Raw genomic sequence first — 25,320 nt, 5'->3', positions numbered from 1 at the left:
ATAAAAGGTCAGTATAACAAGGCGTTGCTGATGTCTCGTTGAATCAACACCTTCCAGCAAGCCCTATACTCATCGCACTCTTGCATAACAACCATTCTGCAATATCCACGCTAATGTTACTATATGCTTGTTTTTCAAAAGCAAGAGTATGAGTTATGGATTTGAATCTGGTACGTACCTTTATCTCTGTCTACCAGAATAAATCATACACCCGCGCATCGGAGAGCCTGGGGGTAAGCCAGCCTGCTGTCAGCATGGCTATCCGCCGGCTTGAAGAGCAAGTGGGCGAGCCGCTGTTTGTCAAGAATGGTCGGAGTATCGCCCCTACAAGGCGTGCTGTCGCACTCGCAGAAAAGCTTCAGCAGGGTATGGAGATCATCGACAACGCGCTTTCAGTTCCCGATGAGCATATCGTCTATTGCATCGAAGCGCTTTCTCATTATTTCGAAGAAGTCAGCGACATCTCGATTAAAGTGCCTCCTTTAGATCAAACCACGCTTTTTGACCAACTCCGCTCACAGCAAGTTGACTTGGTCATTGATACCACGACTCATAGAGAAAGTGCCTTTGAAATCGAGCTGATCCACCGCGAACCAATTAAGGTCATTTGCCGATCTGACCACCCAAGAATTACCGGTGATACTTTGTCTAAGGAGCAGTTTTACCAAGAAGGGCATATCATCTACAAAGCGACCCGGGAAGGAAGGCAATTTCTCGAGCTATTTGCCCAGGAACCACTATCACCTCGGATAGAACGTAAAGATGTATCGAACCAGGCAGCGATGGCATTATCGGTCGCTGACACCTATCACTTAGGATTGGTGTTTGGTTCATTTGCCGACAAATGGGCATCTCGTCTTGGTTTAAAAGTGCTCCCTATGCCGATTGATTGTCTCGATGTGCCGATCCATATGATTTATCACCGAAGGGCTGTGAAAGATCCCAACCATATCGCTTTACGTGACAACATAAAGCATCAAATCAAAACACTTATTCACAAGCAGTAGAACCTCAAACCCCCTCATCACAGCTTATGCATTGATCATTAATGCATAAGCTTCGTTGATGTATTATATAACCCCCACCTCATGGTTCACCACGCTATTTAACGGTGTAATACAACCAACAACAAAACTGTATTTCTTCATATACCTAGACGGGTGGTGGAATGACAATGAACAAACTAATGAAAAAGACGGTTGCTATTGCTTTGGCTGCAAGCTTTACCCTAAGCGGCTGTTCTCAAGCAACTATGGCTAACTCACAAACATCTACGCCAGAACCACAAGCTGCGAGTAGCTTCACAGACCGTGAACAAGCAGAATACAACTATGCCTATGCGCTTGGCGTACAGGCTGCCGTTTACGGCTGGGCACCGGTAATGATGGATGTTGCGCTTGAGCTACAAACCTCTGTAGACGCACCGATCAGCAACGGCCAGGCACCATTGAACGAACTGGGGCCAATTACACGCCTGTGGGATTACCGTGACCGCTCTTACACGACACCAAACAACGATACGCTATACCTACAGATGTGGGGCGACCTTGAAGAGCAGCCAATTGTACTTACCGTGCCAGAAGTCACAGACAACCGTTACTGGATGGCGCAAATCATCGATATGTACACAGAAGCGGTTGTTGACTTAAGCAACGCAACGGTTGGCAACGATGGCGGCGACTTCATTCTGGCGAAAAAAGGTTATGAAGGCGAACTCCCTGAAGGCCTACCGGTTTACTACTCTGACACCCGCTATATCTGGATGGCAGGTCGCCTTGGTGTAGAAAACCTTGCTGATGAAGCAGCTGCACGCGAAGTTCAGAAGCAGTTCCGCCTAACCAAGCTTTCAGACTACCCGAACACACAACCTCAACCAGAGCCTAAAGAATCTGCAGGTGCGCCGACGGTTAACTTCCCAGCAGGTCTTGAATGGTTTGACCGCCTGGACAAAGTGCTGGCTGAAAACCCGCTAGAGAAAGACAAAGAGCTGGTTGATACTTTCGCCTACATCGGTATTGGTAACGGTGGTACTGAAAACCTAAGCGAAGCACGTAAAGCGGCACTGCAAGCAGCCTTTGCTGATGGCTTTGCCATTGTTCGTGATGCAGCTGTAAATACTGGCGTACCAGTAAATGGCTGGAACTGGGAATACGATGCAGGCCGCTACGGCACTGATTACCTGCTTCGCGCAGCGGTAAACATGAACTCGATTGGCCTTAACTCGCCAGAGCGTGCCATGTACCCGAAACGCTACGTTGATAGCAATGGTGAAATGCTAAATGGTGAAAATGGTTACACCATCACCTTCCCAGCAGACATGGCAATTAACAGCCACTTGGGCGGCTTCTGGTCTGTAACCATGTACGATGCGCAAGACCGCTTCATGGTTGAAAACAAAATCGACCGCTACAAAATTGGCACTGTAACAGAAGACCTAATTTACAACGAAGATGGTTCACTGACCGTATACATCGGCCACGACAAACCAACTGATGCGAAGCACCTGGCTAACTGGCTACCAGCACCAAACGATGACTTCATGCTTCAGATTCGCATGTATGAGCCAAAACAAGAAGTAGTAGACGGTGAGTTTGTTCTGCCTGAAATGTTCAAGGTAGAGAAATAATATTCCCCTCTCCTCGCGAATATAAAAAACCTGCCAACTGGCAGGTTTTTTTTAAGGACAATAACGAAGATATGAAAAAGACAATTACTGCACTTACTCTACTTACAGCCTTTTCCGCCTTTGCAGAAACAGCTACCCCAAACCTTGTGCTGCAAATAACCGTAGATGGCCTGCGTGGTGATCTACTTGAACGCTATGCCCACAACTTCTCCGATAACGGGTTTAACTATCTTCTCAAGCAAGGTACCGTATACAAAAACGCCCATTACCAACACGCCAATACCGAAACCATTGTTGGGCACGCGTCATTAGCAACCGGCACAACACCCGCGGTTCACGGTATGGTCGGAAACGTTTGGTTTGACAGGGCTGACGGACGCTTGGTGTACAACATCGAAGATAGCGAATACAGCATCTTGACGGAAAATGCGGATGTCGACAAAGATACCGAAGTGGACCAAACCATGGCTCTGGCGCAAAGCAGCGGCAGAACCCCGAACAACTTTCTCGTCAGTACCTTCAGCGATGAGTTAACCCTTGCTACCAACGGACTATCCAAGGTCTTCAGTGTATCTGTCAAAGACCGCGGCGCAGTCTCAATGGCGGGCAAAACTGGCAAGGCATTTTGGTTTTCTAAATCCGCAGGCACATTCGTTACCAGCGATTATTACTATGACAGTTACCCAGATTGGGTAACAAAGTGGAATGAGGGTGAACATGTCAGCGCCTTTTCAGGCAAAAGCTGGGATCGAGTGTTGCCGATCGACTCTTATACCTTGCCTGACAGCAATAGTGAGCAAAAAACTAGCCTAGCAACATTCAAACGCAGCTTCCCATACCCGTATGGCCCAGCGAGCTATCCATACTTTAATACGATGCTAACACTTGGCCCTGCAGGCGATGCATTGACGGCAAACTTTGCATCTGAGTTGCTTTCTCAAGAGCGCCTTGGCAAAGGTGATGCCACCGACTACCTGTCAATTAGCTTCTCCTCAAATGACTATGTTATCCATATCAATGGCCCATCAAGCCATGAGACGGAAGACAACCTCATTCGCCTGGATCAATTACTTGCAGACTTGTTCCAGCATGTCGATAAGCATGTTGGTCTAGACAAAACCCTTATTGTGTTATCTTCAGATCATGGCGTACCAGAGGTCTCACCCTACTCGCAGCAACTAGGGCTTAGACAAGTTGGTTATGTCAGTGCAGATGATCTGTTTGCTGAAGACTTGGATAAAAAATTGAATGACGAGTTTAACGCTTCTCGCGAGCAACTAATCAGCCAGTACTTCCACCCTTACATCTATCTTGATCACGACTTTATTAAGAAAAACAAACTTGATATCGCCAAGGTACAACGCTTCATCGCCCAGCAACTTGATAGCAATGACAAAGTTTATCGTGCTATTACTGCTGTTGATATCACCGAAAATAGCCTGGCATCAGACTATATCGCTAAGCGAGTCATTAACAACTTCAACCCAACCCGCTCCGGCGACATTCATATTACTTTTGAGCCAAGGAGCTATATTAACAGCGACGATGGCTTAGTGATTGCCTCCATGCACGGCTCACCATGGCGTTATGATACCCATGTACCGATCATTTTTGCTGGCATGAACATTAAGCCACGCAATGTATACCGTGAAGTGACGCCTTATGATGTTGCACCGACCCTTTCGGCACTGCTGTCTATTCCGTTCCCTTCAGGTTCGACAGGAAATGTGCTGGAAGAAGTATTTGTAGATTAATTTAAATGCTTACTACAGGAGAGCCATGCTCTCCTGTTTCATTCATAACGCTATTGAATTAACTAGATTTATCCAGAAGACGCGACTCGATAATCTGGGAATACATATTTGCCTTCAGGCCAAAGATAATTTGGATATGTTCGTTATCCAAAACCACCACCCCATGTGCTCCTAGGGTCGTTAACCTTTTTTTATCAACAACAGATGTCGACTTTAATCGTAACCTTAGTCGTGTCGCACAGGCTCCTGTTTCACAAATGTTCTCCATACTGCCTATAGCTTGAATAATTTCATCAACTTCATGCTCAGTATTAGGGTTAATTGAAGTCAAGGCTTTCAATAACTGTTTTAGCTTTGTTTTCACTTTTAAAATATATGCATTTTTCATGTTTTGTTTAATCCGAAAAAACCCAGCATTTGCTGGGTTACATTTGAGGTAAATAAATAGCCTACGCTACTTTCTGAACACTATTTACAAAGCGGTAGCCTTCCTGAATTTTGATAATCTCTCCATTATCAATAAACCGCTTTATCTCTCGCCCCACTGTATTTCTTGAAACGCAAAGTAGGGACGCTAAAGTGATAATGTTAACAGGAATTAACCCATCAGGTGTCGCTTCACTGATCACATGCAACGCTTTTTTGATTTTACCTTTGGCATCTTTTTCTCCCCTTAGGTTGAAAAGAGCCAACGTAGCTCGCTGCTTCTTAGCTAGAGAAATTGACAGCATTCTTAAGAAGCTTGGGGATTTCCCCATCAGTAGTTCTGCAGCAGTATAAGGCAATTGAATAACGCAACAATCAATGACAGCCTTAACTTCCGTCAAGATCCCCCCGCCGACAAGGAAAGAAACCTCATTAACGATGATACCAGGGGTAATCAAGTTGTACTGTATACTTCCGCTGTCCTCACAGGTAGGAGAAAAACTTAAAGTTCCAGAAATTGGTATGGTGATAAAGTTAGCTCGCTCATCCTGATAATAAAGAAAATCTCCTTTTTTCAATTTCTTAACCGTTCCCATTTCGAGAAGGTGTGTTGCTAACTCATCATCGATACCATATTTACTTTTCAATATTTCAATGATATTCATGATGTCGTTCGCCAATACTTGGAGCAAGATTAAAATTCCGAGAAAATTTTAATCATTAGAACGACGTAGATATATAACACTGAGGTTATACGAACTATAAGTATACCTTATGCGATAGCACACCTATAGGTAATTAAATGTCACCAGCAGGTATTCAATAACTATTCATTAGAATTGATATGTGAAAGAGCCACCAAGTTTATTATTGGTACCAAAGTCATCTTCGGACAAAATACCGAACATGTTGAATGAAGCCTTATCGTTCAACTTATAGCTCAATCCAGCACCGCCCCAATAACTGGAATAGCCGCCAGAGCCAGCGCCTACTCCCATCAAACCAATCATGCTCCATTTCGTCCCTTCAAAAGGGCGTACACCGAACATACCGATATAGCCTGCATGGTTTTGACTGCGCATCATGACATATTCATCACTGCCATCATCAGCAGGCTGAGCCAGTTCACCATCATTATAGCTATAGCCAGCCGTTGGGAATACCATCCAACCAGCAGGTTCGATACCAAAATAGCTCAAGGGAACATAGGTACCGACACTGTAATTATTCTTATGACCACCATCGTCATAATCAGTGCGACTGAAATTAAAGTTAATAATCCCGATATCAAATAGCCAAGAACCGCCTAAACGCCATTCACCTTCTTCATTCACTCGTGCATTGATCATCCGGGCTTCATCCAACCCTAATGATCCAGAAACCGAGGCAACATCTGAGTAACCAACCCCAAGTTTTGTCACAATCCTCGTCGGGTCTTCATGGTGTTTTTCATCAGCATTTACCCCTTTTACGCTTGTTAAAGACAGTGCTCCTGAGATAATCACAGGAACAATAAGGCGCTTATTAGTAAGTTGCATGGTATTGATTCTTAAATATAAATTTTCAGGTACTAATTTTCATTATCTGATAATTAGTAATTAAAGCGGCTGAACGCTACGACTGATTCGATGACGGATCTCATTGCGAATCATTTTATGATGAGGATCCAGTGCATAGCGCTGATGGTAAATCATCTGCAATGGAACAGGCTCGGCGGCAATAGGCAAAGGCAAAACCTGCAGGCGAAGTATATCCGCCCATTCTTTGGCAACGGCAGCATTCACAATACCCAAGCAATTACTGCGCGAAACACTCATTAAGAGACTAGCAACACTGCTTACTTCGAGTTTGTCTTTAAATGTACCTACAGGCTCTTTAGCGAAAGATTCCAAGATTTGACGCTTTTCGGAGCAAAGCTGTAAAACAACATGCTCCTCACTGTAGAACAGCTCCTTTGTGAGAGTATTTTCGCATACCCTCGGGTGGGCTTGGCGACATACCACAACCATTGGTTGCGATATAAGCTCTTCAACAATGAAATTGCTATCAAGATGCGCAACAGTATCTAGCAGTAATTCTATTTTGTTTGCTTGAAGGTCTTCGAGCATCTGTTTCTGAACCCGAGGCTGTTGCCGCATTATCAAATACTCAATATCACTGAATAAATGAAAATAGGCTTCGTTGACATAAGCACAAACTTCACGCTTTTGCGCCAATACGCCATCGATTGAATCTACGGCTAAACCAAGGTGCCTGATTAGCCGTGTGGCATATGGGGTTGGCGAAGGTCGGCGGCCTTCGTTTACAAACAATAAGGTATTGAGACTGCTTTCAAAACGGCGTATTGCCTGGCTGACAGCCGGTTGAGATAAATTCAACTCGCGCGCTGCAAGGGTATAGGAAGAGTGACGGTATACTGCAACAAACACCCGTACAAGATTCAAATCAATCATATCTCTTACCTAACAATATCTCTTACCTAACAACAGCTAGATCATTCAATAATGGAACTGAAAAATAAACGCCAAATAGTGCTAGCACTTAAGCTACAAATATTGCTTACATCATAATTGAAAATGACCAACACCAATGCACTGTGAGTGCACAGCAATCTTTTATTACATTAAATTTAATTATAAAACATTCATTCATCTATAAACCCAAAAACCATAATAATTTAAATAATATTTTTCCAATTATATCTATTTAAAAAATCACACATTATTACAAACCTACTAAATAGCCTGCACTTACAGTGCAACTCTATTTTTTCCTAAATGGTACTTTTACCTCACTTCATTGTTGTACCTATTTAGAAAAATATTATGAATAAAATACTTATTTCTGCAGCCGTGCTAACTGCAGTCAGCTTTACTGCACACTCCGATGACGAGATTCAAGATATGTCTGATCCACTTGCGGTATTTACCCAAGTTGGTGCAGGCTATACCGATAAAGGTTTGAACATCAAACTCGGTCAAACCTATGACACCGGCAACCCTACCACGGCTGGCATGAATGTACTCGAGTTCAAAGGTGCACTGGGCGACAGCCTTGGCTGGGATAGCGGTGCCAATGACAGTATCGATAGCATCCGTTTCCGTAATTTCGGTGTTGATTTAACCAACGGTCGCGGTAACCAGCTTGATGTTACTTACGACTTCAACACCGAATCCGGTAACATTTCCTACAGCTTTATTCAGGCGCTTCCAGCTCTTGGCCCTGTCCAGCTATTCCCGCTTGCTGGTGCAGGCGCGGCATTTGGCAACAACAGTGTCTTTACTGAAACCAGTGGCTACTCAGTACCGGGTACCTTTGCGGTTATCGGTACCTACGGTAAGTTCACTATTAACGATAAGATCTGGCTTAACTACAACCCAATGTGGATGACCACCTTATCTGGCTCTGATACCTACAAAGACAACGCATACGGTGAAGGTAACTCAAATGTTTTCGCCCATGAGTTTGCAGCTTCTTACCAGTTCAATCCGCGCTTCAACGTACGCTACTTTGCCAACTGGACAGAATACACCGACTTCAAAGATGGCGACCACCGGATAGAGTTCAACTACCAAATCTAATCAATATTCAAACGCTGCCCAAGGGTGGCGTTTTAGCTATTGGCTATCTCAATTTTCCATTTGATGCAAATAACACAAGCTATCTATATAACTTCGAGCTTTATTATGAAAAAACAGGCTTTAGCTTTAATTCTTACATCCGTATTTTCTTCCAGCGTCATGGCCGGCGGTATATTACTTCATGAAGTTGCCACCTTTGATAGTGTCTCTTCTGCAGGTGTTGCCAATTCAACAAATCGAAACGATGCTAGTGCAGCGATCACCAGCCCAGCGGGTTTGACAGCCATTGAAGATTCAAGCTTCTCTGTAGGCCTGCAATATATCGATGCCTACTCCGAGCACAATGGTACCGGCTTTATGGGGAGAGACCTCCATGCATCGGGTGAAAATAAAGCTCTAGCCCCTAGCCTAGCCTATGCCAAACGCGTTAATGATAGTTGGGTATTAGGCGCATCATTACATGCCGACGGTGGACTTGGCATGGACTATACCAACGGCTTGTCTGGCCTAAATTTATTCGACGCTATGTCGCAGGAGGCAGTTAACGTGCACCTTGCAGCGGGTTACCAGGTCAATAGCCGCTTGTCCCTTGGTGGAGCTTTGGTTGTACAGCACCTTATGACGTCACTGGACGCATCTATTGGTGACATCACCATAGAGGGCGAAGCAAACTCAACCGCTGCCAGTTTTATCCTTTCCGGTATGTTTGATATCTCAGACAGCACTTATATTGCAGCCAACTACAAGCACCGCGTGGACCACCGTGGAGATAAAATCGACGTCACGGCAGGAAGCATGAAGACAACGGTGGCCAATGACATCATTTGGCCGGCTCGATTAGATCTCGGCCTTCACCACCAAATCAATGACAAGCTCGCTATCAAAGCGATGACAGGTGTAGAGTTCTGGTCTGATTTTGACCAAGACGGCGATCTAAAAGATGTTTACAGCTTAGGTACGGCTCTGAGCTATAACCAGAACAACTGGGAATACCAAGCAGGTGTGCGTTACGACTCAACCCTGCAGAAAAGCTCGGCGGTATCACCTGAGCTTGCCGTCGGTAAAAACTGGGCAGTGGGCATTGGTGCTGAAAAGACCCGCTCCAACGGTCACCGAATCGGCCTAGCCTATCAATACCGAGATCTCGGTGAGCATGATGTTAGCTATGACAATGGCTTTACCGGAAGAGTTGACGACCAAAGGCTGCATATCCTCAGCCTAAGCTATGCATACTAAGCAGAGCTTATTCCTAAAGGCTAGTTCGCCTTAATCTCCTTGCTGCAAAAAAAAGTACTAAACCGAGGCTCCTGCCTCGGTTTTTATATTAAACCTACGTTTATTTCAATTATTTCAAACGCCATTCAATTACATTAAAAAAACCTTTTTCCCTATTCTGTCCCCGCTGATGAACACGACCGTTCACCAAGTTCATCAAACTGTTAATGGATAACAAAACCTGACGATGGATTGTATTTCTCTAATACAAAATAGGTTTTAATAATGAAAAAGTTAGTTTTAGCTGCAGTTGTTTCTTCTCTTTTCTCTGCCACTGCAATGGCAACCACCAGCTACAACATTGAGCATGGCAACGATGACGAGAGCAAATTCTCTATCTATCATGATATCGGCTTGGGTTTCAGTGGTGGTGTTGAATTCGTCACTGAAGGCAATTTAAAGCGCCACAAAGAATCCAACATGCGCATCGACTACAACTTCGATATCACTGATGCATGGTATATCCAACCACAATTTGAACTAACCGTGCCTTCAGGTTCTCGTAGCCGCTCAAATGGCCAATTCACTACCCCTGACGGTGACAAAGTTAACGCCAGCCAGCGTATTAGCAACACGGCTAAGTTTGGCCTGAAAACCGGTTACCAGTTTGATAACGGGCTATACACAGCAGCTCGTTACCGTTATGAGATGGCTGAGCGTAAGCTTAACTTCAAAAACACAGCTCATAACCTTGACATCAAGGAAGATAACAACATCCACCGTATGGATTTAACCGTCGGTTATGTCGTTGCCGATATGATGGATCTATCCGCAAACTACATCTACAAGCGGGGAGATTCTAAATTCGATGCAAATTACACATCAGACATTAAAGATAAAGCTAACGGAAAACTGGAAGGCAACCAAAGTGAAGTGGAGTTGAAAGCTAAGTTTATCGGCTTTGACAGCATTCACCCATACGCCATGTACACTTACAAGGGCGATGCCGAAATCAAAGGATTGGGTAAGAAGGCCGTCGATAACGTGTTCTCTGTAGGTGTAAATTTTAACTTCTAAGTTACACCTACCAAGCACTTGCCTAAGCAAAGAGGCAGCCATTGGCTGCCTCTTGTTTTTTCGCAATAACTAATCATTCATCACGCCTCTTTATACCCAGCCCACTCCCGCCATTCAGGGATATCTCGTGGGTTACCAAAAGCACGGACAAAACGGGGAAAAGACTGGGGAACGGCGATATCAAACCTGTCTTGAAACACCGAATTAAGCTTCCAGTGGGTCGAGTACCCCTCTTGCATCAAATCAAATGCCTTATGGGCATTCTTCCAAAAAGTCGGGTTCGCCTGCCCTTTGAGGCTCATCCACGGATAAGAGACTTTGGTTTCCTGAGCGCCATATACAGTGTTACCCAGCATATGTAGTAGTTTAGACAAAGTGTCAGCCCCAAAATCCTTAATGGAAAGTGCTTTAATTGCCTCTATATCATCGCCAACCTTATTGGCTACACGGTTTACGAGAAAGTCCAAATCAAGCTGTGAGCACATGTCAAAGCTAATATCGTCAATCCGCTCCAATATCGCTTCTCTATACTGGTCCTTGGAAAATTGCTTATTACGAATTGCCCGGCGATAAGCAATGGCATTACCATTTTTATCCGTCACATGACGTTGAAGTTCAGGGTATTCATCTAGTGCGCTTGGATTACTCGACAAAATAGCCAGCAACTTATCTTGCTCGACCATGATCTGCCCTAGCTGCTGTTTTGCTTTGTTATCCATCGTTCTGCCCCAGGCTTTTTAAACTGACCATACTGTATTTTTAAAGCTTACCTTGGAAATAGGTTTTATGTCAAACCTATTTCCAGTCATTTCTATCGCGTTAGATATAAGGTGAAATACCTAATATCTAATTCTTCGAAAGGCATAGCACGACTAACTCAATGATAGATAAAGTAATACGGATACAGTGCTTATTTATGGCAAAAGAATGCGGTTAAACCTATAGAAAATTATGGCCAAACCTACTGGTTTTCCGTGCTAGTTGCTTGGTAAAATCCCTGCTAGGCCTAAGGTCAAAGGAAGCGTTAAGAACAATAAAAAAACACCACCCTAACAATGGCGCAACCTTGAATTTTTATTTAAATCATTAGCAGCAATGCCAAGGACAAACGAGCAATGAACAAATGCCAATCCATTTTCAACATTGTTGATAAAATAAAAAAATCACACTGGAAAAATGACACCTCCAATGCGATTGCCAATGATGTCGAAAAGCTGATCATCGACCTTGAACCCTACAAGGACGAGGACAAGACAATTTCACACCTGAGCTTCCTGCTGAAAGATTTGCTCGAAGTCTTGTCTATCGATTATATCTCTGCTGAAGATCAGCGTTCCGCCTCCATTTTACTTATTGACGAGATCACTGCGGCCAGCAACTGCTGCTGCGTTGAGCATGCATGATTTGGGAATGGCTCGAAGGAAACCGTATATAATCAGCTCAGTTATCTGAGCTGATTATGATTTAGCACTGGCAGGCAAAATGATGGCTGGAAATCACAAAGTCTTCCTTCAGGTAGAACTTGTGCGCGCCATATCGGTGAACGCCTGAATCGAGGTGAATTTGCTCTATCTGGTTGATATGGGCGTAATCCTTGAACCACTCTATCAAGTATTTCCCGGCTCCCGATGAGCGTTGAGCTTCATCAGTGACCAGGTCATCAATGTACAGATAATTCCCCCACCCCAGTTTATGGCCGGTAACAAAACCCGCCACACATAAAATGGTATCGTCATCTTGGACATAAACCAGTTGATAACCGTTTTTGCGCTGTTGGTTTATAAGGCCAATCAATTGCTCCAGTTCATACTTTGGCCGGAGTTGCTGCATGATCGGCGCAATTTCAACTACTTCTTCATTCGTTGTTGCTAGAATGACTTCCATGCTTCCCCACATCTAATCCACTAAAGCTAAAAACAGCGTGCTATTTTACTTACCGATTATGACAACATACCGACATAACGGGGATGTTGGGCTATTTTTTCTATCCATGCTTGTATGTGAGGGTATTGCTGTATGAAAAATCCACCTTCATGAGCCACATGGGTATAAGCATACAAAGCAATATCAGCAATACTCAGGCTCTCTCCAACTAGATAAGGAGAGTTAGATAGTTGCTTCTCCATGACTTTCAGTGCCTTATGCCCACCTGTTTGAAGCGAGTCATATTCCGCCTTTCGCTCTTCTGGTAAGCCCTGATACTTTTGGATAAACCTAGCAACAGCGATGAAAGGTTCGTGGCTATATTGCTCAAAGAACAACCACTCCATCACCTTGGCTTTCTGGTATTTATCTTGCGGTAGAAGTGGGGTATCTTCGGCAAAAAACGTCAATATAGCATTTGATTCAGCCAAGAAGCGGCCATCTTCCAACTGCACTGTTGGAATTTTTCCGTTCGGGTTGATTTGCAAAAAGGCAGGCGTTTGGGATTCACCTGCAAGAATATCAACATGCTGCCATTCGTGATGAGTCCCTAACAGTGAGAGCAACAATTTTACTTTGTAGCAGTTACCTGATTGGATATCACCATATACCCGTAGTGCCATAGCCATCTCCTTTTGGCGATTTATTAAACAACTACGTTAATAAAATCCATACCTTGTCACAACCCACAGCATTACAAAACAGAGACAATGTCTGATAGGGTTTGCGACAAGAATATATAGCACTACAAATTAACGGTAGTTTTCATCAACGCCTGAATATTCGCTTCTACATCACTGCGAATTTCATCCAACCATTGGTAACGTTTGGTATATAAACGGCGCTTGGTTTTCTTCAAGCTAGAAGGGTCTTTTCTAGGTGGTTGCAGCGGCAGTTGATAGAAATAAGTACTCTCTTTACTTGCACCGTATTCTTGCCACAAATCGTCGTAATCAAAAGTCACCGCTTTGCGCTTTGATCCCACATAACGCAATGCTTGATAAATGTGTCCTTTGTTGGACACCCCCCTCACCTCATCCATCCCTAGCACATTGGCAACTATCAGCACCAATTCAGCCATCAAAGCTTTGGTACGTAAACCATGCAGCGAACGAGTTAGAGTTTTGATCACCTGGTTTCTGTCGGCTACCTCTTCTTTTGGTCCTTGCAAAGCCCCGACATAAAGAGTCTTCTTATCACCTGTTGCAATATGGCAGGTCAGTGAATAGATATTGCGGTTATTTTCGTCAACCAGATACAGTCCAAGTGCCCCCTCACGGCTCATTCCTTGACAAAGCTGCACTTTGTAACCCACTTCCTGGTTATCGGTGAACTCAAGAATAGTAACACCGCTTGTAGAAAGTACCCGCTGTGTCTGGCTACCAAAGGTGTCTTTGATAAACAAGTAATGCTCTCGGATACGAGCAATCTTCTCTTTCCGAGTCCAATTAACACACAGATAGGGTTTAAGCGGCTTTTCGAAAATCTTCGGGTTTTTCTTCAACACAGGTGCAAGTTCAGGATGAGCAAAGACTTCTGACATCGCTTGTACTGCATCGGCATTTAATACCCCCCACAAGCAAAAGCGCGCATTTTTCTTAATCTTTCTAAAGCCCCGGCTGTTCGGATAAACCGTATTAGCTAGTTTAGGAAGACGACGCAAATAATCAAAGTGAGAGGTAGGAGAAGGCACAGTTTAACCACACAAGAAAACAAAATTACAAACAGTGTACAATTGAAGAGTTTAGTTTTCTGTCGAGATGATTGGTTACAATGTATGGAATTGTACGCCAGAACGAATACATCATCCTATAAGTCATTCCGGGCAATAAGAAACATCACGCAGTAACCGCAGCTTCCCAATCTGTCAGTAACTTCATGATCTGTCTTGAATCTTCAGGCCTTGCTGCTGGTCGCCCTAAGTGAGCATCGTTGTTGCCAAGAGCGTTAAGCACAGATTTGACCTGATATAAAAAGCCATCACCCTCGGCTTCCACATCAATCACTTCTGGTGTTTGCTCATATTGGGTAACCGTTAATTGGTTTTTAGCCTCAGGCAGCCAAGGATTACTTGTTATCTGTAAACTGCCAGTAGAGCCCAAAATGGTGAACTCAGCATGCAAGCCATAATCTTCAGCAGTATGGAGTTGCGCCATAAGGCCGTTGCCAAATTGGAAGTTGGCTTGTGCTTCGCAGATGTTGCCATCTTGACCACGGCGTCCCATCGCTGACAAAGTGTAACTCTCCAAAGCTTCACATCCACAGCATTGCTCGATGATAAGATGTAGGAGTGACACCGGGTAGCACCCCAGATTATAAAGTGCCCCTTTACTGTCAGGATTAACAAATTGCGAAATAGCGGCGGTATATTGGCCTTGAATTGATCGAAGTTCGCCGATTTTCCCTGACTTAATCACCTCAAGGATTTTGGCTGTAAATGGGTGGTTCAGGTACATCAACCCTTCGGCAAAAAAGACCTGATTTTGTGCAACTGCAGCGAGGGCGGCATCCGTTTTTTCCATATCCACCGACAGTGACTTTTCGCATAAAATTGCCTTGCCGGCCTGAGCAGCCTTAATCACGTACTCATGATGAAGGTGATTAGGTAGTGCAATGTAGACAATATCCACCTCGGGATCGGCAATTAATGCATCATAGCTTTCATGTTGAACTGGAATGTCATACTGCTGTGCCAATGCATCTCGCGGTTCAGGACTACGACCTGCCACAGCATAAATCTTGCTCTGGCCATCTTGGCGAATTGCAGCAGCCATGACACCTGAGATAAAGCTAGTACCGAGAATACCCCACTGCTTAACCTCCCGATTCACTTTGTGATTAACCTGACTCATTACTCCGCTCCTACTTCCATCAAATGGGCTTCAAATGCTTGCTCTAACAGGGTATAGCCTAGGGCGATAAAATCTTGGGTGTGCTTGGCTTGAAAATGGGCATCAAAAGCTGCCTGATCGTTATAACGCTCCCAGAAAATAAAACGGCAAGGATCTTTTGAGTCCTGCATGGCCACCGCCATAGAGCAGCCAGGCTCACTATTCATATCTCGGCAAAACTGCGCAACGGCGACTTTTGCCTCTTCTAGCGAAATCCCTTCGTTTACTCTTAGCGCTGCTGTAATAAATAACCCTTGTTCAAACATCTTATCAACCCGTTAATACTCAATACGGCATCAATTTAATTGACATCTATAACTTGATAAACAACGATCCATTCCGCTATTTATCAACTTATAGTTTGTAATATGGATAAACTAAAAAGCATGCAGGTCTTTGTCGACGTAGTGGAGCGAGGAAGTCTAGCTAAAGCCGCCGCCCACTTTAATGTTACCTCTACCATGGTCGGTAAGCACATCAAGACGTTAGAGCAGAGCCTGGGAACCAAGCTACTGAACCGGACGACACGCAGGCAGTCACTCACCGAAGCGGGTGAAGTTTATTTCCATGAATGCCAACGGATCCTCAGTGATATCAAAGAAGCTGAAGAGAACTTGCAGACCTTAACTAACACCCCAATGGGTACGATTAAGATCAATGCGCCTGTTACCTACGGCAACACCGTCATTGCTCCGCTGCTCGCTCAGTTCATTGAACAGCACCCTCATATCAACGTTGAGCTGATCCTCGATAATAACCGTATCGACCCACTGCACGACCGATACGATCTCGTCTTTCGTATTGGCGAATTAGATGACTCTAGCCTGGTCGCAAGAAAGGTTGGCGAATACCAGTTGATTTTCTGTGCTTCCCTCACCTATCTGGATCGCTTCGGGACACCTCAAGATTTTACAGAGCTAAGCCATCATCAATGTTTGGGGTTTCACTATGGAGATATCCTGCCCCAGCAGCGAGAACAAGAGGCGCATTATTTCAGTCGCCAGCAATCAAGACTCAGCAGCAACAGCGGCGACGTACTCAAGGCTGCAGCTTTGCGCCATGCAGGGATCATTTTGCAGCCCGGTATCCTGCTGGAAAAAGAGCTAGAACTCGGGCTACTCAAGGAATGCCTTGTACCTTGTCGCCCGGCTTCAAAACCGATTCACATGTTGTACAAAGGGAAATCACAACCACTAAAAGTCAGAACTTTCATCGACTTCTTTCTTGGGCACTCATCCAATATATAAAGACAATCAGTGATCCCATTAACGCCTTGGGAAAGCCATCTATCTTTAGTGCGAGCCTTTGTGTCATTTTTTTGACACGAATCATGCAAAACAGATACTTATAGAGTATAAATGCACTATAGGGCATATTAACTGTATGAAGGAAAAGGTGGTTTTCAATGGTTAAGGCCGTATCGACAGTCATCTGCACAGGGTTGGTATTTCTGATGCTCGTCATGAAAATTGATGAGTCATTTTTCTTTTCCAAAGCTGAATTTGCAATCGAGTACTTGATCTTACTTTCCATCATTTCCATCTCTGTGTGTGCTTACCCAGTTTTCAAAAAAGAAAAAAAAGCGCTGATCGGAATGATGTTTATCGGTATCGAAAATATCTATCACATGATCGAACAAATTACCCCATTAGATAAAATTGTTGATGCTATTCCTTCCCCCATCGCTCTCTTTCTTGATGACGGGTGTATCTTGATTGGTATTGGCTTGCTAGCACTCGCCATAAAAAAGATCATCACAAAATACGAATGTAGCCAGAGTATTGATGACCTGACGGGTGTGTTCAATAGAAAGGCGCTTGGAAGCATTTCACTCAAGAAATTTGATCTGATATTTTTTGATCTGGATAACTTTAAAAAACTCAATGATGAACACGGCCATAAATTTGGTGACAGTGTACTTGTTCTATTTAGCCAAGGGTTGAAACAACATACCCAACGAAACGAAATGATTATCCGATTTGGTGGCGATGAATTCATTGCAATCCTCCTACCATATAGAGCTAAGCCTTACCTAGCTGAAATTAAGACGACTTTATCTGCTCTCAATATTTCTTACAGCTACGGTATTGCCCCAAATAGTGATAGGCGAAACTTACGCGAAGCTATAAACTGCTCCGACGAAGAGTTGTATCGAATGAAACATCTTAAACACCCTCAAACTTAAATACGCTTCAGCTCAGCATTCATAGTAGAGTGATTGCCAAATAACCATCAGAGCGTCAAATAAATAGCACCCAGTTAGTTGTTAAGCCGCTTTGATTCAAGTAAATAAAATATATTTATATCAATTTCAAACCATCCTTGGCTTAGGTTCACAAATTCTTAAAACGAAATATTTTGAATGGGAATATCCTGCCCGATTTTATATACAAACTGTATTTGTTTGCTACCATTCATTTATCTATTTCAAACAAATATCAAGGAAGGGTAATAAAAGGAATTACTATAAACCAGACACTTAATTATCAAATATATTTTAATTCAAACAAATCATTAAATCAGTCAATTAACTTTGGAGTGAACTCGATGTTTTTCAAAAACCTCTGTTTTTTGAAAAAAGCTATCGTAATACTACTCTCTCAAATTATTGCCACCTATGCATACGCTGTTGATTTGATTGACAATGGTAGCGTTCAAAAAGCCGTTAATTACACCTACTTTCCATACACCGTTGAAGTTACTGTTTTAAATAGTAACACTCCAGTAGAAACCTTTGAGTGCCAAATTACTAAACGTAGTCACAACCGAGCAGCACAATGGCCTTACCGTATTGGCCAGTGTGTAAATACGAACAGTACTGAGGTTGTGGTTGGCCAACTACAAACAGATGGTACGATTGTTCCCATCAAATCCAAAACAGACAATGTGCTTTGGGCAGCATCCTCGGATTACAGCCTAAGTTTCGAGCGTATAGACACACCATTGGTATTGGATTTCCACAATGCCTCGCGTTTGCTTGAACGAGGCACCTTCGGCCCAACACTGACAGACATCAACGCCACAGTTGGCCTCACTCCCGAGCAATGGGTCGAAGCACAACTTGCAATATCTCCGTCTTACCATCTGGAAGAATACCTCCGAATCCAAGAAATTCGTGCGAGTGAAAACGGCAGTAGCCAAGAGCACCGCAACTATCGGAGTAACGCCTGGTGGGGAATCGCCCTCAACAGTGAAGACCAACTCCGCCAACGAGTCGCCTTCGCACTCAGTCAGTTAGTCGTTGTATCGCAAAATGACGCGGGCCTATCTGGTGATGACAGGGCCAAAGGCCTCGCCATTTACTACGATATCCTCGTCGAACATGCCTTTGGCAATTACAAAGACTTGATCCGCGATGTTACCTACTCGCCTGCAATGGGACGCTTTCTAACCATGGCTGGTAACTTACCGCCTGATCCAGAAAATAACCAATATCCCGATGAAAACTACGCCCGAGAGTTATTGCAGCTGTTCTCGCTGGGCGAATGGAAGGTCAACTACAAAGGCGTGATAAGAAAAGACAAGGAAACCCAGCAACCTATTCCTGCCTATACCGAAGAAGATGTTTTGGAGTTAGCAAGATTGTTCACTGGTTGGGATGAAGACAATGGCTTACTCAGCCCTATGGTCGTCACCGCCAGTAATCATGATTCAGAGCCAAAGCGTATTCTAGGCCGTAGTTTCCCAGGTAATGAGACAGCTAAAGAAGAGCTGGAAAGATTACTCGATATCCTCGTTAGCAGGCGTGAAACCGCAGTATTTGTCAGTACTCACCTTATAAAACAACTTGTTACCTCAAACCCTGACAAACACTATGTTGAGCGCGTTGCCCGTACTTTCAACCAAACTCAGGGCGATTTAGCCGCTGTGGTAACCGCAATACTCACCGATCCCCAGCCCTATGAGTCAAACCCAATCACCGTTTCCAAAGCGCGTGAGCCTATTATCACCATGACAGCACTCTACCGTGCGTTTGGTAGCCAGATGGGTGACAGCTATCCGCACCATCGTGATACTTCACTGGGCTATGGTTATGATGCGCAATACTCACCAGAGGGCCATCGCTTTTCACAAGGGCCACTGTCAGCTCCGTCAGTGTTCAATTTTTTCCCAGCCAACTTTGCGCCTAGCGGCCCGCTGGAAGACAACGGATTAATTGGCCCAGAGTTCGCCCTATACACTTCAGCCGAAATCCCCCATTTGTCCAATCTGGTATTCCGCAAGCTTAAAGACGACAACACTCTGACTGGGGATGTCGCAGGTTTAGCAGATAACCGTTTGTTCCTTGATTACTCAACCTTTACCGGTCTGTGGACCACTGACGACAAAGCCAACTTCCTCGCTTTGCTGGCCGATACCCTATTTGATGGCTCGCTCAGCCCCCAACTTGAGCAACGACTCGGTGACGTCTACGACGATATGCCAAAGGGTAACCATGACAACATGTACAAGGTGTTCTGGATGGCTGCCATGTCCCCCGAATTCCAGATTCAGGAGTAATGATGATGAAATTATCGAGACGTCGATTTTTGCAACACAGCGCCCTGATGACCGGGGCGACGGCTATGCCGGTAGCATTTTCCCTCTCTAACAAAGCGTATGCGGCTGAAGATTACAAAGCCTTGGTATGTGTCTTCCTGCGAGGAGGAAATGACTCCTTCAATATGATGATGGCGGGCGATGATGACCTTTATGGCAAATATGCAGCAAGGCGTCCTAACATCGCTATTGATAAAGCTAGCTTGTTGATGACAGGCAAAACCGACAGCAACGGAGTACCGATTGGCCTTCACCCCAATATGCCGGGCGTTCAGTCATTGTTCCAAGATGGCCTTGCTGCTGGGTTAATCAATATAGGTACGCTAGTTGGCCCTGCTGGCTCCGGCGCCCCCTATCCAACAGGGCTGTTTAACCATTCAAAGCAGCAGTACGCATGGGAAAGTGCATGGCATTCAAGTGCCTATGCTGCCTATGGCTGGGGTGGTTTGCTGATGGACATCTTAGCTCAGGGAGGGGCAATACCTGAACTACTCTCACTCGGTGGAAACAGTTGGCTAAGCGGTGTAAATGTCAGTGATCTACGTACTAATACCCAAGGTTCGGTATCGGCGGTAAACGCCTTTAATGCATCAGGGACTTTGGAGAGAGAATATAGCGAAATGGTAGAGGAGGTGTACATGTCGCCCTTCCACCAGCAGTACACTAGGCAGCATAGTGACTTCCTTGCTCCTTACAATAACTTCCGTTCGCTTATAGACTCAACGGAACTCGATCCGGCCATAAGCCGAAATAGTTCTATTGGCTCGCAGCTATCAGCGGTTAAACGCATTATTGATGCATCGGTTGCTTCCGGAAGCGTAGGGAGGCAGGTCTTTATCGTTAACCAAGGTGGCTACGATACCCACAAGAATCAGGTACCGCGTCACCAATCCTTGTACAGCCAACTCGATACCGCTCTGACCGAATTCACTATGGCATTAGGTGCACTACAGCCCAATGTCACCAGCTTTACCATGTCGGACTTTGGTCGCACCATGCACAACAATGCCAATGATGGCACCGATCATGGTTGGGGCAGTAACCAACTAGTCATCGGTGGTAGTGTATCAAGCGGCTGCTATGGCGCTTATCCCGACTTTAGTGTCGGAAGTCCAGACGATAATGGCAGGGGGCGCCTGATCCCAACTCAAGCCCACGAGCAGATGGCTGCCACTCTGTCCAGTTGGTTTGGCGTCGGCCAATCAGGCATAGAAGCCATTTTCCCAACCGCTTCGGCCAACTTCGCCACCATGGACTTAGGCTTTATGGTGTAAATGCTGACCGAGTTAAACTAAAAAGCCACGATGCACTGGGAACGCATCGTGGCTTTTTTAATTTGGGCTTTTGGTTTGGACCACCGGATTACTCAGTGACAGCTTCGGCAGTCTCAACCGCTTTTTTAGCATCACGTTGATAAACAACACTGGCAATCACGACCGTTAGCGGCACAGTCATAATAAGCCCGATACTGCCAGCAAGACCGTGGATCATTGCCAGCGACAAAGCAGGGATATTCATGAACTGCATTACCGGCATCTGGAAGCCCCATACCATCATAATGGTGGTCAGTGCGCTTCCCACGAAAGCCAACACCAAGGTATTGGTCATGGTCCCGAGGATATCGCGGCCGATACGGATGGTCGCCAATAGGCGTTCTTTCTCTGATTGCTCCGGCGACATTTCCCGCAGCTCATGGTAAGACGAGGCCATAGAAATCGCTACATCCATCACCGCGCCAAGTGCCGACACCATAATCGCTACAAACAGCAACCAACGAACTTGCACTTGGGCTTCACCGCCGAGATACAGGATATCTTCCCCCTTCTCAAGGTATAGGCCGTTAAGTTGTGCCATCTCACCAAAGAACTGGGCCATTAAGCCTGCCATCACCACGCCAGCCAGTGTACCCAGCATGGAGACTAGCGACTTCTTGTTCCAGCCTGCAACCAGCAGGAAGTTGACCACAATTTTCACTGCCATCAAGCCGATGGTAATAAGAATTGGATTCCAGCCAGCAAACAAAGCAGGCACTAATACACCAATCAGCAGGGCACCGGTGAAGTACAAAGAAATGACTGAATTCACCCCTTGCAAACCGGCAAACAGCACGGTCAACACCACAATGATACCAACCATCCAATACACTGCCGAAGAACGGTCATGGTTGTAAGGCCAGTAAATCGTGCGGTCGCCCTGCTCTCTCACCAAAAGGATAAACCTGTCACCCTCTGCCACATAGACATTATGTAATCGGCTAAGTTGGTTTTCGACTTCGACCTGCTTGCCGGCATCAATGCCTTCCAGCAATTCCACCAGCAACCGTTGACGTCCTGTCTTAACTGAAGGCACTAAAGGATCAGACTGAGTACTCTCAGCTAAAACATCGATCACACTCGCGCGGACAAATTCCTGGTTACTGTAAGCCTTGGGCCGGAATGATTCACTTACAGTTGGTGAATACCACAGAATGGCGGTTGAAATCATAAAGACGACAAAAGGAAATAGTAATCGTTTTAACATCGTAATATTCCAAAACAAGAAGGCGCCGAAGCGCCTTCTTTATCTTATTTCAATAAATTCAATTAAGGTTGGTTTCTGAAATTACAACCTTCGTGCAACTCTTCTTGCGTGGCATTTTCATCGAAGTTATCATTTTCAAACCAAGTTGAATCATCGTTAACATTCACCGCCACACTGATTGACTTTGAGCGACTTTGATCACGAACTACACAGATTTGCTGATTCTTCAGTTTTTGCCAAAGCTCTTTGCCTTCTCCTGCACGAGTTTCTAGCATTTCACCTTTGCGTGAAATGACCCCTTGCTCATTCGGTTGACCATATTGCTTGATGTACCAGTTGCTGCTCTCAAAAACTTTGCTTGCTAGCGTATAGTTTTCAGCAACATACTCAGTTAACATATCTCGAATTGCATATGTACCTACATCAACTGAGTCCCAAATCACATCACTTTCTTCAACCCAGCCATTATTCAATAACGGATCACCCAAACGATAGTCATTGACGGCCACAACGTACTTCTTACCTTCTTCCAGAGGCATACCATCAATCAAAAGATCTTGAATTCGGTTGCCTTTAGGCTCACTCAAATCAACTGCAAAGCTAATTTTACCGCCAAAGATATCGTAATAGAAAGATGCAATTTCAGGGTTAAAAGAGACCGTGATATCACCCTTTTGATACTGATTGAAGTACGCATAAGACGATTCCATGTACTCTTTCAGATTTTTACCTGTCATGTAGACAGCAACCACGCGGTTGTCATACATGTAAAGGTTAGAGCTATCTTTTTTAAGATAATCATCACCATTAAAGAGATTTGAACCATCTGAGAATAGAGCTGCTGCAGATACATCTACTTCAACATCAGCATATTTCTCTACATTCATGATCTGAATCTGGTTAATCAAGTTGGTCAGCGGCATATCCGCAAGCTTTGCGTTGTGAATAGTCGTGTACAGACGCAAATCCTGACCGTCGTAATGACGTTCTTCAGATACCGCCTCATCGGCGCCACCACGAGTTGAGTAAGTGAAATTACCTTGGACTTCACCAATTTTCTCATTAGCTACTCGGCGAGATTTCTCATGAACCCACTCCATCTCATCCTGAAGATCAACATCTTCCTCAACCACATCAACTTTACGGTTGGATAGCGTAGTATCTGTAATTTGCCATTGACCATTGTGATCTTTTTCAAGCTCGATCTCAGCGGTCGCCAAGCCCCAGCCCCATTTGCCTGGCTCGATGACTTTTACTTTTTCATGGCGAGTTTCTGCGTTATAAACACCAGACAAGTCTTTATCTTCTTGCTGGTTTTCACCTTCGACAGAGATATCTTGCATCCCCTCAGTGAAGTCGCCATCAATATAAGCTTGCTCAATAAACTCTGCGTGCTCGTGACCCATGAAGATCACATCGAACTTATCGGCCATCTTGGTCGCGATTTCATTCACACCACGGGTGTGTGACTCATTTCGGCCATGGTGTAGCGCACCAATCACTACATCTGGCTGATAGTGAGCAATCACTTGATCAACGGTCTCTTCCAAAGAAGTAAACTCATCTTTGAAATCTAGATTTTTAAAGTTGTCTGGGTTGGATGCATTCCAAACTGGTACGTTGGCAGGTGTTAGACCGATAACCGCAACTTTGGCGCCGTTGTAATCAAAGATCTGGTAACCACGTAAGAATGGGATTTCTTGGCCATTGCTGTTACAGCCTGCTGAATTTGTATCCCAAATAATGTTGGATGAGATCACCGCACCGTTGAAGCCTTCAATGCTACGCTCAAGGAAAGCACGCTCGAAATCGAATTCGTGGTTGCCCGGAACCCATACGTCGTATTCCATGAAGTTCATGCTTTCAACAACAGGGTGGACCGGTTCACTATTAAACAGCTCTGCAGAGTTACCTTGAACCGTATCACCTAGCTCAATCAACAAGAAGTTGCTGTTCTTGGCTCGTTCTTCATTAACCAAAGTAGTAATTTTGGTAAAACCTGCATTACGGTCATGGGCATCAAGAGCGTAATCCCAAGCGTAAATACGGCCGTGCATATCACCAGTTGCACCAATAGAAATAGTTTGGCGATTTAGTTGGTCGTTATCGCCTTTAACGATAACCGGTTCGGTTGGTAGATAGGTTTTACACTCTGAGATCCCAGGTGTGTAATCATTATCACTGCTACTGCTATTACATCCAGCTAGGGCGGTAACAATCGCTGCACTCAGCGCTGCTACTTTAATAGTACTCTTAGTCATGTTTAGGCAATCAAAAAAATAAAAAAAGAAAATGGGAACGCGGGCAAATATACGCCCAAGGAATAGAATAAAAACTCAAAATGCAGCCAAAACATTTCCAAATGTAAATTCGGTAAGTTCAATAAATGAATCGTTAATTGTAAACCTTTGCATGCTGCGCAAACGTTAAACATCAACAACAGCACAACACCCAGACGTTCAAAAAACAAACAAGCAAACGTTTGCCAGAGTGATCTTGACCTCAAAAACTCAAAGGCAAATGAACCACCAAAAACATTCAATAGTGACAAAGATCACAATAATTGATCATTTCACCATATGGTATTCACTGTATTCGTTAATAGAGTGGTGACTTACAAAATGAAAAAACATGATCATTTTCTAGCCATAAAGTGGGAGTCTCCCTCAAATAACCTCCTCCTACTCGTCAAAATGCAACCGTTATCACACCAATTGTAAAGCTGTGTAAGGACAGCAGGACAGCAGGACAGCAGGACAGCAGGACAG

Annotated in this window: 23 protein-coding genes; 11 read left to right on the top strand and 12 right to left on the bottom strand. The window is 44.5% G+C overall.

Going from position 1 to position 25,320, the window contains the following annotated elements; translation table 11 throughout:
• Positions 1-155 precede the first annotated feature (155 nt).
• From C9J01_RS21535 to C9J01_RS21525, 3 genes are all read left to right on the top strand, one after another.
• Positions 156-1,007 (top strand): LysR family transcriptional regulator, encoded by an 852-nt coding sequence (locus C9J01_RS21535; protein ID WP_107300202.1) that lies wholly within the window; start codon positions 156-158, stop codon positions 1,005-1,007.
• A 167-nt stretch (positions 1,008-1,174) separates the two neighbouring features.
• Complete coding sequence (locus C9J01_RS21530) at positions 1,175-2,626, top strand: DUF1254 domain-containing protein (protein WP_158264584.1); 1,452 nt, start codon at positions 1,175-1,177, stop codon at positions 2,624-2,626.
• Between the two features lie 71 nt (positions 2,627-2,697).
• Entirely contained in the window at positions 2,698-4,380 is a 1,683-nt protein-coding gene (locus tag C9J01_RS21525) for an alkaline phosphatase family protein (protein WP_107300200.1), read from the top strand.
• 58 nt (positions 4,381-4,438) lie between these two features.
• Here the strand turns inward: C9J01_RS21525 and C9J01_RS21520 are convergent, their stop codons facing one another.
• From C9J01_RS21520 to C9J01_RS21505, 4 genes are all read right to left on the bottom strand, one after another.
• Positions 4,439-4,768, bottom strand: a complete 330-nt coding sequence (locus tag C9J01_RS21520; RefSeq protein WP_419687541.1) for a PTS sugar transporter subunit IIB — start codon at positions 4,766-4,768, stop codon at positions 4,439-4,441.
• A gap of 61 nt (positions 4,769-4,829) precedes the next feature.
• The gene (locus C9J01_RS21515) at positions 4,830-5,471 is read right to left on the bottom strand and encodes a Crp/Fnr family transcriptional regulator (protein ID WP_146157106.1); all 642 of its coding nucleotides are present in this window, start codon (positions 5,469-5,471) and stop codon (positions 4,830-4,832) included.
• Between the two features lie 168 nt (positions 5,472-5,639).
• The gene (locus C9J01_RS21510) at positions 5,640-6,344 is read right to left on the bottom strand and encodes a hypothetical protein (protein ID WP_107300198.1); all 705 of its coding nucleotides are present in this window, start codon (positions 6,342-6,344) and stop codon (positions 5,640-5,642) included.
• Between the two features lie 60 nt (positions 6,345-6,404).
• Positions 6,405-7,259, bottom strand: a complete 855-nt coding sequence (locus tag C9J01_RS21505) for a LysR family transcriptional regulator (protein WP_107300197.1) — start codon at positions 7,257-7,259, stop codon at positions 6,405-6,407.
• A gap of 372 nt (positions 7,260-7,631) precedes the next feature.
• On the opposite strand from C9J01_RS21505, the gene C9J01_RS21500 reads away from it, so the two are divergent.
• The 3 genes from C9J01_RS21500 (at position 7,632) to C9J01_RS21490 (ending at position 10,679) form a co-directional block, all read left to right on the top strand.
• Complete coding sequence (locus C9J01_RS21500; RefSeq protein ID WP_107300196.1) at positions 7,632-8,387, top strand: hypothetical protein; 756 nt, start codon at positions 7,632-7,634, stop codon at positions 8,385-8,387.
• 105 nt (positions 8,388-8,492) lie between these two features.
• Complete coding sequence (locus tag C9J01_RS21495; protein ID WP_107300195.1) at positions 8,493-9,623, top strand: OmpP1/FadL family transporter; 1,131 nt, start codon at positions 8,493-8,495, stop codon at positions 9,621-9,623.
• 264 nt (positions 9,624-9,887) lie between these two features.
• A complete protein-coding gene (locus C9J01_RS21490; protein ID WP_107300194.1) occupies positions 9,888-10,679 on the top strand; it encodes an oligogalacturonate-specific porin KdgM family protein in 792 nt (263 codons plus the stop codon).
• A gap of 80 nt (positions 10,680-10,759) precedes the next feature.
• On the opposite strand, the gene C9J01_RS21485 is transcribed toward C9J01_RS21490, so the two are convergent.
• On the bottom strand, positions 10,760-11,398 hold the full coding sequence (locus C9J01_RS21485) for a hypothetical protein (protein WP_107300193.1): 639 nt from the start codon (positions 11,396-11,398) through the stop codon (positions 10,760-10,762).
• Between the two features lie 396 nt (positions 11,399-11,794).
• On the opposite strand from C9J01_RS21485, the gene C9J01_RS21480 reads away from it, so the two are divergent.
• Positions 11,795-12,082, top strand: coding sequence for a hypothetical protein (locus tag C9J01_RS21480; protein WP_107300192.1), 288 nt, complete (start codon positions 11,795-11,797; stop codon positions 12,080-12,082).
• Between the two features lie 61 nt (positions 12,083-12,143).
• Here C9J01_RS21480 and C9J01_RS21475 read toward each other — a convergent pair whose 3' ends face one another.
• The 5 genes from C9J01_RS21475 to C9J01_RS21455 form a co-directional block, all read right to left on the bottom strand.
• Entirely contained in the window at positions 12,144-12,563 is a 420-nt protein-coding gene (locus C9J01_RS21475; RefSeq protein WP_107300191.1) for a GNAT family N-acetyltransferase, read from the bottom strand.
• Between the two features lie 56 nt (positions 12,564-12,619).
• Entirely contained in the window at positions 12,620-13,225 is a 606-nt protein-coding gene (locus tag C9J01_RS21470; RefSeq protein ID WP_201797857.1) for a glutathione S-transferase family protein, read from the bottom strand.
• A 122-nt stretch (positions 13,226-13,347) separates the two neighbouring features.
• Positions 13,348-14,295: a VirK/YbjX family protein gene (locus C9J01_RS21465; RefSeq protein WP_107300189.1), complete on the bottom strand. Its 948-nt coding sequence runs from the start codon at positions 14,293-14,295 to the stop codon at positions 13,348-13,350.
• 145 nt (positions 14,296-14,440) lie between these two features.
• Positions 14,441-15,454 (bottom strand): Gfo/Idh/MocA family protein, encoded by a 1,014-nt coding sequence (locus tag C9J01_RS21460; protein WP_107300188.1) that lies wholly within the window; start codon positions 15,452-15,454, stop codon positions 14,441-14,443.
• Complete coding sequence (locus C9J01_RS21455; RefSeq protein ID WP_107300187.1) at positions 15,454-15,759, bottom strand: putative quinol monooxygenase; 306 nt, start codon at positions 15,757-15,759, stop codon at positions 15,454-15,456. Before C9J01_RS21455 ends, C9J01_RS21460 begins: the two co-directional genes overlap by 1 nt.
• 102 nt (positions 15,760-15,861) lie before the next feature.
• On the opposite strand from C9J01_RS21455, the gene C9J01_RS21450 reads away from it, so the two are divergent.
• The 4 genes from C9J01_RS21450 to C9J01_RS21435 all read left to right on the top strand — a co-directional run bounded on the left by C9J01_RS21450 (position 15,862) and on the right by C9J01_RS21435 (position 21,306).
• Positions 15,862-16,740 (top strand): LysR substrate-binding domain-containing protein, encoded by an 879-nt coding sequence (locus tag C9J01_RS21450; protein WP_107300186.1) that lies wholly within the window; start codon positions 15,862-15,864, stop codon positions 16,738-16,740.
• A 158-nt stretch (positions 16,741-16,898) separates the two neighbouring features.
• A complete protein-coding gene (locus C9J01_RS21445; protein WP_107300185.1) occupies positions 16,899-17,678 on the top strand; it encodes a GGDEF domain-containing protein in 780 nt (259 codons plus the stop codon).
• A 362-nt stretch (positions 17,679-18,040) separates the two neighbouring features.
• The gene (locus C9J01_RS21440) at positions 18,041-19,993 is read left to right on the top strand and encodes a DUF1800 family protein (protein WP_107300184.1); all 1,953 of its coding nucleotides are present in this window, start codon (positions 18,041-18,043) and stop codon (positions 19,991-19,993) included.
• A 5-nt stretch (positions 19,994-19,998) separates the two neighbouring features.
• Complete coding sequence (locus C9J01_RS21435; protein WP_158264583.1) at positions 19,999-21,306, top strand: DUF1501 domain-containing protein; 1,308 nt, start codon at positions 19,999-20,001, stop codon at positions 21,304-21,306.
• Between the two features lie 88 nt (positions 21,307-21,394).
• Here C9J01_RS21435 and C9J01_RS21430 read toward each other — a convergent pair whose 3' ends face one another.
• Together C9J01_RS21430 and C9J01_RS21425 are read right to left on the bottom strand one after the other, a co-directional pair.
• Entirely contained in the window at positions 21,395-22,552 is a 1,158-nt protein-coding gene (locus C9J01_RS21430; RefSeq protein WP_107300182.1) for a YibE/F family protein, read from the bottom strand.
• A gap of 62 nt (positions 22,553-22,614) precedes the next feature.
• Complete coding sequence (locus tag C9J01_RS21425; protein WP_107300181.1) at positions 22,615-24,813, bottom strand: bifunctional metallophosphatase/5'-nucleotidase; 2,199 nt, start codon at positions 24,811-24,813, stop codon at positions 22,615-22,617.
• Positions 24,814-25,320: the final 507 nt, after the last annotated feature.

This window comes from Photobacterium rosenbergii, from assembly GCF_003026455.1.
GTDB lineage: Bacteria > Pseudomonadota > Gammaproteobacteria > Enterobacterales > Vibrionaceae > Photobacterium > Photobacterium rosenbergii.
This window is presented reverse-complemented; position numbering and strand designations above follow the sequence as displayed.